At 62.9% G+C, this 12,896-nt stretch carries 10 protein-coding genes; 6 read left to right on the forward strand and 4 right to left on the reverse strand.

Annotation, left to right across the window (positions count from 1 at the left end; genetic code table 11):
• Positions 1 to 41: 41 nt before the first annotated feature.
• Both NL528_RS28410 and NL528_RS28415 read right to left on the reverse strand, forming a co-directional pair.
• Entirely contained in the window at positions 42 to 1,238 is a 1,197-nt protein-coding gene (locus NL528_RS28410) for an efflux RND transporter periplasmic adaptor subunit (RefSeq protein WP_309177715.1), read from the reverse strand.
• 14 nt (positions 1,239 to 1,252) lie between these two features.
• On the reverse strand, positions 1,253 to 4,435 hold the full coding sequence (locus tag NL528_RS28415; RefSeq protein WP_309177716.1) for an efflux RND transporter permease subunit: 3,183 nt from the start codon (positions 4,433 to 4,435) through the stop codon (positions 1,253 to 1,255).
• Between the two features lie 260 nt (positions 4,436 to 4,695).
• Here NL528_RS28415 and NL528_RS28420 point away from each other — a divergent pair, with 260 nt between their 5' ends.
• Both NL528_RS28420 and NL528_RS28425 read left to right on the forward strand, forming a co-directional pair.
• Positions 4,696 to 5,574 carry a LysR family transcriptional regulator gene (locus NL528_RS28420; protein WP_309177717.1) on the forward strand — a complete coding sequence of 293 codons (879 nt, stop codon included), beginning with the start codon at positions 4,696 to 4,698 and terminating at the stop codon, positions 5,572 to 5,574.
• A gap of 153 nt (positions 5,575 to 5,727) precedes the next feature.
• Positions 5,728 to 7,071, forward strand: a complete 1,344-nt coding sequence (locus tag NL528_RS28425) for an IS5 family transposase (protein WP_309177718.1) — start codon at positions 5,728 to 5,730, stop codon at positions 7,069 to 7,071.
• Positions 7,072 to 7,179: 108 nt separating this feature from the next.
• On the opposite strand, the gene NL528_RS28430 is transcribed toward NL528_RS28425, so the two are convergent.
• Entirely contained in the window at positions 7,180 to 7,929 is a 750-nt protein-coding gene (locus tag NL528_RS28430; protein ID WP_309177719.1) for a hypothetical protein, read from the reverse strand.
• 147 nt (positions 7,930 to 8,076) lie between these two features.
• Between NL528_RS28430 and NL528_RS28435 the strand changes: the two genes are divergently transcribed.
• The gene (locus tag NL528_RS28435; protein WP_309177720.1) at positions 8,077 to 8,874 is read left to right on the forward strand and encodes a substrate-binding domain-containing protein; all 798 of its coding nucleotides are present in this window, start codon (positions 8,077 to 8,079) and stop codon (positions 8,872 to 8,874) included.
• 196 nt (positions 8,875 to 9,070) lie between these two features.
• Here NL528_RS28435 and NL528_RS28440 read toward each other — a convergent pair whose 3' ends face one another.
• Entirely contained in the window at positions 9,071 to 10,636 is a 1,566-nt protein-coding gene (locus NL528_RS28440) for a peptidase S10 (RefSeq protein WP_309177721.1), read from the reverse strand.
• Between the two features lie 184 nt (positions 10,637 to 10,820).
• On the opposite strand from NL528_RS28440, the gene NL528_RS28445 reads away from it, so the two are divergent.
• From NL528_RS28445 to NL528_RS28455, 3 genes are all read left to right on the forward strand, one after another.
• Entirely contained in the window at positions 10,821 to 11,600 is a 780-nt protein-coding gene (locus tag NL528_RS28445) for an NAD kinase (RefSeq protein WP_074275390.1), read from the forward strand.
• Positions 11,601 to 11,716: 116 nt separating this feature from the next.
• Positions 11,717 to 12,262, forward strand: coding sequence for a response regulator (locus NL528_RS28450; protein ID WP_074275389.1), 546 nt, complete (start codon positions 11,717 to 11,719; stop codon positions 12,260 to 12,262).
• Positions 12,263 to 12,289: 27 nt separating this feature from the next.
• Positions 12,290 to 12,868 (forward strand): Hpt domain-containing protein, encoded by a 579-nt coding sequence (locus tag NL528_RS28455; RefSeq protein ID WP_309177722.1) that lies wholly within the window; start codon positions 12,290 to 12,292, stop codon positions 12,866 to 12,868.
• Positions 12,869 to 12,896 lie beyond the last annotated feature (28 nt).

Here is a 12,896-nt window from a genome sequence, read left to right on the forward strand (position 1 = left end):
GCGGGAGGAGGATCTGCACAAAGCCGCATGGAACGTGCCTCTTATTGCCTTACCGTTTTCGAAGACGATACGGCTACGCCGGCCTGCGGCGCAGCAGCGGCCACGTGAACCGTATCTCCTGCCGTTAATGTCTCCGGAGGATTGTTGACGATCCGATCGGACCGGGACAGGCCCGCAGTGACCTCCACACTGTCACCGAGATCGCGGCCCAACTGCACACTCCTGAGGACGACCTTATTGTTGCTGTCGAGGGTTGCGACCTGTGTGCCCTGATTCCCGGTCACAAGCGCCGTAGATGGAATTGTTACCAAATTCGCGTCCGTCGGAATTTCGAAATGCACATTGCAGTAACTGCCGCCGAAGAATTTTCCGGCTGCATTGTCGGCCTGAAGCTCGACCTGCATGCTGTGCGAACTGGGATTTATGGCCTTGGAGATGTGAGAGAGTGTCGCGTCGAATTGCGCGCCCGGATATTGCGGCATTTCGAATGTCGCCTTCATTCCCACGGTCAACCCGGCGGAAAACGATTGCGGCACCTGCACGTAAATGCGGACGTGATGCAGGTCCGACACCTCGAACAGCGCCTGACCGGAACCTCCTCCCGAATTGATCAGCATTCCGAGTTCGACATTTCGGGCGGTCACGACGCCATCAAAGGGCGCGGAAAGCGTCTTGAACGACTGCATCGCCTCGAGCTGCCGGACGTTGGCTTGGTTGGCGTCGACGACGGCCTCCTTCGCCTTCTCGTCGGCGGTGGTCTGGTCCGCAAGCTGCTGGGCCACGATCTGCTTTTGCAACAGGATGTTGTTCCGGTTGGCGGTGAGCGAAGCAATTTGATGATTGGCCCTGACGCTCGCCAATGTCGCTTTGGCCTGACTGAGCTGCTGATCGAGATCCGGAGCGTCGATGGTGGCCAGGACCTGCCCGGCCTTTACCGCCGTTCCGATGTCGTGATCCCAGCTCTTCACATAGCCGTTCACCCGCGCGAAGATCGCCGCCCGGTTGAAGGGCTGGATATTGCCGGGCAGCGTCAGCGTCTGTTGCGAGCTGCCGGGGATCGGTTGGGCAAGGGCAACGGTCGGGATACTCTGCGCGTTGGTCCAGTTGACCACTTCCTGCTTGCTCTGCGCACGGTTGACGAAGCCGTAGCCGACCACGACGCTGGCAAGGAGAACCCCTGCCGTGGCGGCCGTCAGGAGGCTGCGCCGACTTGGGGCTTTGACGTCTTCCGAGGACATTTCTTGTTCTCCGCTTAATGCGATGATGAGGTTGCAGCGTTCGCCTGATTTACGGCGTGAGACTTCCGGCCGTGCACCAGGCTGAAGATTGTGGGCACCAGGAACAGCGTGGCGCAGGTGGCAAAGATCAGTCCGCCGATCACGGCGCGCCCCAGTGGCTGGTTCTGCCCGGGCTCGATCGCCATCGGCAGCATGCCGATGACCATCGCGAGCGCCGTCATCAGGACCGGACGAAACCGCGAGCCGCCCGCCTCGAATGCCGCCGCCATGGCGTTCGCGCCCGCCGCCATCCGATCGCGGGCAAAGCTGATCACCAGAATGCTGTTGGCGGTCGCCACCCCCATGCACATGATCGCGCCGGTGAGTGCGGGAACCGAAAGCGTCGTTCCGGTCCCGAACAGAATCCAGACGATGCCGGCCAATGCAGTCGGCAGCGCCATCACGATGACGAAGGGATCGACCCAGGACTGAAAGTTGATGACGATCAGCAAATAGATCAGCACGATCGCTGCCGCGAGACCGACGAACAGCTGCTGATAGGCGCTAGTCATCGTGCTCACCTGGCCCCGCAGCGCGACGCTCGCGCCCTGGGGCAGATCCTTTGCCGTGTCGTGGATCGCCTTTTGAATGTCGGACGCGAGCGCACCGAGATCGCGTCCCTGCGGGGTCGCAAAAATGTCGATCACTGGCTGAACGTTGTAGTGCGACACGACGGCGTTGCTGTTGGTGCGTTGGACTTGCGCCAGGCCGCCAAGGAGCTGGGTGTTGGCGGCGGTGGCGGACGTCACCGGGATGTTTTGCAGGCCGGTCATGGTGTTGATGTCGCGCTGCGGCGTCTGAACCGAGACCGCGTAGGAAACACCGTTGGCCGGGTTCAGCCAATAGGTTGGGGCCGACTGCGAGCTTCCCGACAGCGTCGTCAGCATGGCGGTGGCGACGTCCTTTTCGGTAAGGCCGGCAAGCGAGGTCAGCGAACGGTCGACATTGACGTCGAGGGTCGGCTGCTGAAACGCCTGCTGGATGCGCGCATCGGCGATGCCCGGGATCGCTTTGACCTTCGTCAGCAGTGCATTGGCATATTTGCGATTTGCCACGAGATCCCTGCCGGCGACCTGGAGATCGATGGGCGCCGGGACACCAAAATTCAGCACCTGGCTGACGATATCGGCCGGCAGGAAGGCAAAGCTCGTACCCGGAAACTGCTGCGGCAGTTTCTCGCGCATGGTCTTGATGTAGTCGTCGGTCGGCGCGTGATTGGGCTTGAGGCTGATCAGGATGTCCGCGTCGCCGACGCCGATGGTGCCGGAGTTGTTGTAGGCCATATTGATGCCAGACACCGTGAGCCCGATATTGCTCACGATGCCGTCGAGCTCGTTTGATGGAATGATGCCGTGAATCGCGGTCCCGACCCGGTCGGTCAGGCTCGTTGTTTCCTCGATCCGCGTTCCCGTCGGGGCGCGGATATGAAGTTTTATCTGGCCGCCGTCCACGGTCGGGAAGAAGTCCTGGCCGAGATAGGGCGCAAGGCCGAACGACAATACGCTGAAGACCAGGAAACCGGCGATCACCTTGACCCGGTTCCGGAGACACAGCTGCAGCAGGCCCTGATAACCGTTGCGGATGTTTTCGAACACATGTTCGAAGCCGCGCTGGAAGCGGGCCAGCGGATTGCGGTTGTTGGCGTGACCAGCCTCGTCAGTCGAGCCGTGGACGTGTTGATTGCGCAGGAGATAGTTTGCCAGCGTCGGCACCAGCGTGCGCGACAGCACATAGGAAGCGGCAAGTGCCAGCATCACCGCCTCGGCAAGCGGCCGGAACAGGTAACCGGCGACGCCGCCAAGCCCGAACATCGGCACGAAGGCGATGCAAATGCAGAGCAGCGACACGGTCGCCGGCACCACGATCTGGTGCGCGCCATCGAGAATCGCGGGCCCGATCTCCTTGCCCTGCTCAAGATGCCAGTTGATGTTTTCGATGGTGACGGTGGCATCGTCGACCAGGATACCGACCGCGAGCGCCAGACCGCCGAGCGTCATGACGTTGATGGTCTCGCCCAGCAGCGAAAGGCCGGTCAGCGCGGCCAGGATCGCCAGCGGAATCGAGAGCGTGATGATGAGCGTCGAGCGCCAGCTGCCGAGGAACAGCAGGATCATCATCCCCGTCAGCACCGCCGCGATCACGCCTTCCCTGACGACGCTGGATACTGCATCGGTCACGAAAACCGATTGATCGCCGACTGCCGTCAGCTTCAGGCTGCTGGGAAGCGTCTTGGACACCGAGGGCAGCAGGTTCTTGACGCCATTGATGATGTCGAGCGTCGAACTTGTGCCGGCCTTCATGATGGTCAGCAGCACGGCGCTGGCGCCGTTGACGTGAACGGCGTTGGTCTGCGGCGGACTGCCGTCATGCACATAGGCCACGTCGCGCATATAGATGACGGTGCCATTGACGGTCTTGATCGGGAGGTCGTTGAAGGCTTCGACCGCCTTTGGCGAGTCGTTCAGGTTGACGGTGTATTCGTATGAGCCGATTTTCTGTGTTCCAACCGGCGTGATCAGGTTCTGCAGCGAAAGCGCGTTGATGACGTCGTTCGCCGAAACGCCATATTGATGCAGCGCCTGCTGGTTGAGGTCGGCCTGCACCTGGCGCACCTTGCCGCCGAACGGGAGCGGCAGCGCGGCACCGGGAACCGGAGCCAGCGCCGGGCGGATGAAATTCAGCGCCGAGTCGAAAATCTGGGTCTCGGACATCTGGTCGCTGGAAAGCGCCAGTTGCAGAATAGGAACGCTCGAGGCATTGAAGCTCAGGATCAGCGGCGGCGTGATGCCCGGCGGCATCTGCTTCAGCACGGTCTGCGACATGCCGTTGACCTGCGCCAGCGCGGCATTGATGTTCACGGTCGGCTGAAAAAAGATCTTGATGATCCCGTAGTTCACGATCGACTGGGATTCGATATGCTCGATATCGTTGACGCTGTTGGGCAGCGACCGCTCGTAGAACGTGACGATGCGGCCGGCCATATCGTCGGCCGGCAGACCGGTGTAGCTGAACACCACGCTTATGACGGGGATGTTGATGTTCGGGAAGATGTCGGTCGGCGTCCGCAGCGCCGACGCCGTGCCGAAGATCAGGATCAGCACCGCCATGACAACGAATGTATACGGCCGCCGCAAGGCGAGCCGAACGATTCCGATCATAACGTTCTCCCAGGTGAAACGATGCGTTGTCCGCGGTAGCCGCCGATTCTTAGGACCGCCTTAGCGCCCGCAACCCACCTGCCCTCTCGCGGCCTCGCGAGGTGCAATCTTCCAATCGACAAGTCGGAATCTAGGGTTGAGTTTCGCATTCGTAAAATGCATTCTCTTCATCATCACATGCGTGTTTTGAATTGTGGTGGAGTTCCAGTCGCTTGACCAAGACGATGCCCAAGCTGGCCGCGATCGATCTGAATCTGCTGGTGGTGTTCGACGCCATCATGCGGGACCGATCGGTGACCCGGGCGGGGCAGCGACTGGGGCTCAGTCAGCCCGCGATGAGCCATGCGCTCACCCGACTGCGTCACATGTTGAAGGACGAATTGTTCGTCCGGAGCCCGAACGGAATGGCGCCGACCCCGCGGGCCGAGGAGCTCGCCACGCCGATCCGGGTCGCCCTCGACGGATTGCAACAATCGCTGGAACCGATGCAGTTCGATGCGTCAAAGGCGACGGCAACATTCCGCATTGCTGTCGATAATTATGCGGCCATCGTTCTGGTGGCGCCGATCGCGGCACATGTCGCCAGGACTGCTCCTGGAGTGAGGCTGGATTTCCGGCCCAGTGGCACGTTGGACGTTCTCGAACAGCTCGATCGAAGCGAACTGCATTTGGCGATCGGTCCGCCCGGCGTCCAGGGCGAGCGATTTTCTCTCAGGCGCTTGCTGCAGGATCGATTCGTCGTTGTGCATCGCAAGGGTCATCCGGCGGCGAGAGAACCGGAATTCTCGACGGAGAAGCTGGCAACTCTCGCCCAACTGGAAATTTCGTCTGCTCAATTTGGACCTGATTTTATTGGCGCGGGCTTCGGAAAATCAAAGCCTGCCCTGAAGCCAGCCATGCGCGCGCCGTTCCTGTCAGCGGCGCAGATACTGGCGTCATCGGATCTGGTATCGGTGCTTCCGCTCAACGTCGCCAAAAGCTTAGTAAAGTCTCACCAGCTTGCTTTCCGTCAACTATCGCGCCCGCCCAAACCGGTCGAAGCCGCCACGATTTGGCTGCGCCGGCTAGACAACCAGCCTGCGCATGCGTGGCTGCGGGAAGTTATCGACCGTGTCGCCAACGACTTCCGTGCTACTTAGTCGTCCGTGAAGAATTCCCAAGTCGTTGATTTAGAATCTGGAAATGGCAGGCTGGGGCAACCGAGTTTGCCGGGAATCGGGTGTGCGGAAGGGGATTCCTTGCAAATTTGATTTGTGATTCACTCGCCTTTGGATGTTTTGGCGGGGGACCAGATGCGACCACCGGAACGGCGGGAGACGGGAGAGCAGGATCTGTTTCGCTCCCGGCTCGATCAGATCATCGACCTGAAGCATCCGCTGGTGGCGCTGGGGCGCACGGTGGATTGGGAGTTCCTGGAACGGGAGTTCGGGGCGGTCTACACGGATGATCCCGGCCGCCCGCCACTGCCGACGCGATTGATGGCGGGGCTGGCGATCCTCAAGCACACCTACGACCTGTCCGACGAGGTGCTGTGCGAGCGCTGGGTCGAGAACCCCTATTACCAGTTCTTCTGCGGCGAGGAGTTCTTCCAGCACCGGCTGGTGTTCGATCGCTCGTCGCTGACGCGCTGGCGCAACCGGATGGGCGAGGAGCGGCTGCAGGCATTGCTGCAGGAGAGCCTGTCGGTGGCCACCAGAACCAAGGCGATCAAGCCGTCCGAGTTGTCACGGGTGATCGTCGATACCACCGTGCAGCCCAAGAACGTGACGTTCCCCACCGACGCGAAGCTTCTGAACCGGGCGCGCGAGAAACTGGTGCGGCTGGCGCAGCGCCACGGGGTAGATTTGCGCCAGTCCTATGCGCGCCTGGGCAAGTTCGCCCTGATCCAGCATCAGCGCTATGCCCACGCCAAGCAGTTCAAGCGTGCCAACCGGATGCTCAAGAAGCTGCGCACCTATCTCGGCCGCGTCATCCGCGACATCGGCCGCAAGATCGAGGGCAACAGCGGGCTCGAAGGGACGTTCGCACAGCTGCTATTGCTGGCGCGGCGCGTGCGCGAGCAGCAGCAACGTCAACGCGGACCGAAGGTCTATTCCCTGCATGCGCCGGAAGTCGAATGCATCGGCAAGGGCAAGGCCCATCGGCCTTACGAGTTCGGCGTCAAGGTCAGCGTTGCCACCACCCTCAAGCACTGCAAGGGCGGCCAGTTCGTCACCCATGTGAAGGCGCTGCCCGGCAATCCATATGATGGCCACACCTTGGAAACCGTGATCCCGGACATGGAAGCGCTCGTCGGCAACACCATCGCGCGCATCCTCGCCGACAAGGGCTACCGCGGCCACAATGCGCCGCCCGATTACAAGTTCAGGGTCTTCATCTCGGGGCAAAAGCGAGGGGTGACGCCGCAGATCAAGCGCGAACTCCGCCGCAGGTCCGCCGTCGAGCCCGTCATCGGCCATCTCAAAGCCGAGCACCGCATGGGCCGCAACTATCTCTGGTTCCGGCGCGGCGACGCCAACAACGCCGTCCTCGCCGCCGTCGGCTACAACTTCCGCCGCCTGATCCGCTGGCTCAGGATTTTGTTGCGCCAAATCCTGGCCGCTCTCTTCGCCGCGCCGTCGACCAATCCAGCCTGAAATTAGGGTTCTTCACGGACGACTACTTAAATCCTCCAGCAATCCGACAAAAACCACCTGAACAAGCGGGCAAATTGCCAAATGTCCGCCTTGCACCGAACGCAGACGCTAGACCACCCGCTCGATGTGAACGCAGCGGCAGTCCATCTCGTAGTCGAGCCCGACCACCGGCGGCTGGTTGAAATGCCAGGTCAGGCCGCACCTCAACACGCCGCGGCGGCCGAGTTCGCTCTCTAGAATCGAATAGACGTCCTGCACGGTATAGAGCTGCACGCTGGTCGTCTGTTTCCAGGTGCCGCCGAACGCGCCCATGCGGCGCTCCATTTCGTCGAGCACCCATTTTGCTTTTGCCAGCATGCCGGCGGGACTGGTGTCGCCGGGGCTGACGATGTGGTCGCGGTAGTTCGCCTTGCCTTCGACGGACTCGCCGCTCCCGGCAATGACGAAGGATTGCGGCGCGTCCGCTGCCGGCGCGGTGTAGGCGAACGCGTGGAAGCAGGGCTCGGCGGGTGGATCGATTTTCGGGCAGACATTGCTGCGCGCCACCGGATTGACGCCATCCTTCATGACACCCCATTCGATCAGCGTCTTGATGTAGATCTCGTTGAAGGCTCGAAAACCTTCTTCGGTGAACGGCGCCGGCGAGCGCAACTCGCAGGCGCCAAAGGAGGTCAGCGGACGCCCGGCCGCTTTGAGGATTTTCGCGATCCGCTCAAAACCCGCCTTCAGCGGCACTGGATCGGCGAAGCGCACCCGCTCGATGGTAAAGCCGGCAAGTGCTGCGATGCCGCAGGAGTACTGGCTGACGCCCGGCATGAAACGGTAGCCACTGTCTTCAGCTTCAACGGTCTCGATCATGACGCCTCTTTGCTGCGGCGGACAGGTCGCGCCTTGCAATGACTGTGGCGCGAGTTGCCGCGTTCGGCTACCTCTCTTCATCACAATTGCGGCGACAGTGCACTGGATTCGTCCACGCCTGCGCGTGACCGTGGCAGGAGGAGCCGAATGAAACCGAGCTCGCTTTTTCGTTTGCTGGCCCTGATCGGTGCGGCCGCCCTGTTGACGGTCGGGGCAGCCTCTGCCGCCGAGGTGCACGTGATGATCTCGGCCGGCTTTCACGGTGCCTATTCGGAGCTCGGCCCGGCTTTCGAGCGCGCCAGCGGTCACCATCTGGTCACGACGCGTGGTCCGTCGATGGGCGACTCGCCGGAGGCGATTCCCGCCCGGCTCGCACGAGGCGAGGCCGCCGACGTCGTCATACTGGATGGCGGCGCTGCGGATGAGCTCGGCCGACGCGGATCGGTGCGCCCCGACAGCAAGATCGAACTCGCGCGCTCGCTGGTCGGCATGGTCGTGCGCCAAGGGGCTGCCAAGCCTGACATCGCCACGGTCGAGGCCTTCCGCAATACGCTGCTGGCGACAAAGTCGATCGCGTATTCGGACAGCGGCAGCGGCACCTATCTGTCGACGACATTGTTTCCAAAGCTCGGCATCGCCGACCAGATCGCGGGCAAGAGCCGAAAGGTGCGCGGACCGCCGTCCGGCGAGCCGGTGGCAAACGTTGTCGCGCGTGGCGAGGCGGAGATTGGATTCCAACAGGTCGCCGAGCTGATCCATGTCGCTGGAGTTACCTATGTCGGGGCGATCCCGGCCGAACTCCAGCCGATGTTTTCTTTCGCCGGCGTGCTCACCAGTACGGTCCGGGAGCCCGAGGCGGCCAGCGCCCTGCTCCGCTTCCTCGCCTCGCCCGAGGCCGCGCCCGTGATCTCGAAGGCCGGGCTGATGCCGCCCTCGGCACGCTAATGCGCAATCGGATTCGAGTTACGGTGTTGCCAGATGACCATCGATGAATTGCGCTTGCATCTTAAGTATTTGATTGACTCCTATGTTGGATCAAACCGTGAAGGCGCGTCTGCTTTTCAGCCAAGCCGATGCAGAAATCATCAGAGATATTATGTTCCATTTTTGCTGAACTGACGAGGACGCGCGTCCCCTCCCTTCACTTCATCAGCCCCTCGACCTCGCTCCGAAATGCCTGCCGCGCCCCGTCGCGCGAGTAGAACATATGGCCGCCGGGATAGACAGCGAGTTTCGCCCTGACGGGGCCGGCAAAGGCCGGCAGCTGGTCGAGGATGATTTTTGAGGCGAAGTAAGGTGTGGCGAGGTCGAACAGCCCGTGCCCGACCAGCAATTTCATCTTCGGGTCGAGCGCCAGAATCTGCCGCAGCTGGGAAACCGACTCGGCCGGATTTTGCCCGCGGCCGAAATCCCAGGCCTTGTTCACGGTGTCGCTGAGCAGTTGGTAGGACCCATCCGGCCGCCAGTTGAGCTTGCGCGTGGTGAGATCGACGGCCGCGCTGGTCAGGGGCGCCAGCAGCGGATCGCCCGAGGGATCGCCGAAATGAGAGTAGCTCGAATCCGGATAGGGATCGAAGCCTTCGACCGACGCATCGTAACGACCGGTCACCTTGCCGTTCCGCCGGTCGAACTCGCGGCGGAATTCGCCGACCTCGAAACGCCCGGCAAGCCTGCGGCTCACCGCCTGGTCGATGCCGGTCAAGGCCGCCACCTTGTCGGCCAGCCGCGTCGTGGCCTCGGTGTCCGCCAGTCCCTTGACGAGGTCGACCAGAAATTCGCCCTGCGCGTAGCGTTCGACGTCGGCGAGATCGTTCCGCGTCACGGGCCCCTTGGCTTCGCGCGCCACCGCCGCCATGGTGGGAAGGCTCGTCATATATTGCAGCATGCTCGATCCCTGATATTCGCGGAAGTCGAGCAGCGGCGACACCAGGATCAGCCCTCGCACGCCGACGCCCTGCTGGGTCTGCAGGTTGTGAATCACTTTGGGTCCGCGGATGCCGCCATAGCTTTCGCCGGCGACGAATTTCGGCGACCGCAAACGGTCGTATTTTTCCAGCCAGCGCCGGATCACCAGCGCGATCGAGTTCACATCGCCATCGACGGAGAAGAACCGCTTGCGCACATCCTCGCCCGACGCGACGAAGCGGCTGTAGCCGGTGCCCACGGGATCGATGAAGACGAGATCGGTGAAGTCGAGCCAGGTCTCGGCGTTGGGCAACAGATCCGGCGAGGCGGAAGCAACCGCGCCATCGCCGCCGATCGGCAGCCGCCATGGCCCGGCGTCGCCGAGCTGCAGCCAGGCCGAGGACGCGCCGGGCCCGCCATTGAACAGGAACGTGACCGGCCGGTTGGCCTTCTCGGTGCCGTCAAGCTGGTAGGCCGTATAGGCGATATCGGCCTGCGGCTCGCCCTTGTCGTCGAACAGGCGGATCGAGCCCGCGGTCGCCGTGAAGGCCAGCGTGCGCCCGGGCAGCGCGAGCGTCTGTTTTGTCGTCGAATCCGGCGGCAGGCGATGTTGCTCGGCGGCCGGCGGCGGCGTGGCGGCATTGCCGCGCCCTGCGCCGCCCTTTTGACCTGAAGGCGCTGGCGTGGGCGTCGCCGCGGGTTGCGGCTGGGGCGTCTCCTGCTCATCGTCGGCCCGCGCGCCGGCGGCGAGGGACAGCGCCAGCAGCGCGACGCCGATGCGCGCCGCAAAACCGATAGCCATGTACTTCACTCCCTGGGTCCCGCGATCAGGCGGCGCCGATGGCTCCGGCCGCGGGTTGTAGCCCAAAACTGCGACAGCTTGGCGGCGTCCGCAAGGGCCACGGACCATCTCGACAAGCCCGGTCAAGCTGTATAGACGAGCGCGGCGCGCCCAGTACCCGCGCGCGAGATGAGTACGCCGCCCCATGACCCGCCCCAAGCGATATGACCGGATCGCCTTCGTAGCGAGCGCTGGCACCGAGGCGCAGGCGGCGCTGGCGCAGCTGACCAGCCTCTACGGCAATCACCACGCCGACGATTCCGACGTCGTGGTGGCGCTCGGCGGCGACGGCCTGATGCTGCAGACGCTGCACGCCCACATGCGCTCGGGCAAGCCGATCTATGGCATGCATCGCGGCACCGTCGGCTTCCTGATGAACGAATTCACTACGCACGACCTGCACACCAGGCTGGCTGCCGCGCGCGAATCCCTGATCCACCCGCTGTTGATGCGCGCCACCGACGCCCATGGCGCGGTGCATCTGCATCATGCCATCAACGAAGTCGCGCTGTTTCGCCAGACCTATCAGGCCGCGCGCCTGCGCATCCTGATCGACGAGCACGAACGGATGGCGGAATTGATCGCCGACGGCATCCTGGTGGCGACGCCGGCCGGCTCGACCGCCTATAATCTTTCGGCGCAGGGACCGATCCTGCCGATCAACGCGGCGCTGCTGGCCTTGACCCCGATCAGCGCGTTCCGGCCGCGGCGCTGGCGTGGCGCCCTGCTCCCGAATACCGCTTTCGTGGTGATCGAGGTGCTCGAGGGGGAGAAGCGCCCGGTCGCGGCGGTCGCCGACCATGACGAGGTGCGCGACGTCCGCCGCGTCGAGGTGCTGTCCGACAAGACGATCTCGATGCGGATGCTGTTCGACCCCGGCCACAGCCTCGAAGAACGCATTTTGCGCGAGCAGTTCGGGCACTAGTCTGGTCGTCCGCGGCCCCTATTGGCAGCCCTTTGGCAACCATTCGTTAACCCGCGCCGCGATATGGTTAACGCCGGGTATACCGTTTGGCCGGGTATGCCCTTCGGGGCCGGACCATGTATCGCATCGACTTCAACAAGCTGCGATTTCTGATTTGCGACGACAATCCGCATATGCGCCGCATCCTGCGGACGCTGCTGCATTCGTTCGGCGCGCGCGAGGCCTATGAGGCCGAGGACGGCGCCACCGCGCTCGAAATGTACAGCCATTACGTGCCCGATATCGTCATCACCGACTGGTCGATGCCGATCTTCGACGGGCTTGAGCTTGCGCAGATGATCCGGCAGCCGGAATCCAAGGGTAACCCCTACGCGCCGATCATCATGCTGACCGGGCATTCGGAAAAGCGGCGCGTGACCGTGGCGCGCGACGCCGGCGTCACAGAGTTTTTGGCCAAGCCGATCTCGGCCAAGGGGCTTTATCAGCGTATCCTCAACGTCGTCGCCAATCCGCGGCCCTTCATCAAGACCAAGACCTATTTCGGTCCGGACCGCCGGCGCAATACCAACAACGCCTATATCGGTCCCGAGCGCCGCATCGGTGGCGAGGTGGAAGTCATGCAGCAGCCGTCGTTGCTGGACAAGGCGCGATCCGGCGTTTAGCGCGCGAGCTTCGTTAAGGAGATCACCATGGCAAAAGAACAGCCAGGCAAGCTACAGGTCAAAAGCTTCGCCGATCATCATGTGATCACGCAACCAAATCCGCTGCGCAAGGTATTGCTCCGCGTCCCCGAAAGCGATCTCGACGATCCCGTCGGACGCGCCGAGAAGGCGTTGGCCGGCCTGTCCGGCGAATTCAAGAACTGGATGGCGATCGAAGCCGACCGGCTCTCCGCGGCCCACGCCGCCGTGCTGCGCGACGGCTTCACCGACGAGGCCCGCGAAGAGCTGTTTCGCGCCGCCCACGACATCAAGGGCGACGCCGCTACGTTCGGCTTCCCTTCTGCGGGCGCCGCCGCCGAGAGCCTGTGCCGCATCATCGAGCATGCTCCCGATCTCGCTGCCGTGCCGGCGAACCTGATCGCGCATCACATCAACGCCATTCAGGCCATCGTGCGCGAGCGCACCAAGCTCGACACCGCCGTGACGGCGAGTGCGCTGAGCAAGCAGCTCCGCGGCATCGCGGACGTATTCCTCACCCACGCCAATCGCGACCGTCCCGAGCACCTCGAAGCCATCCTCGCGCCGAGCATCGTTCCGGCGGAGTGAGATAGCGTTCACGCTCCTTCACGTCGTC

The organism is Bradyrhizobium sp. Ash2021 (assembly GCF_031202265.1).
In the GTDB taxonomy this organism is placed as follows: Bacteria; Pseudomonadota; Alphaproteobacteria; order Rhizobiales; family Xanthobacteraceae; genus Bradyrhizobium.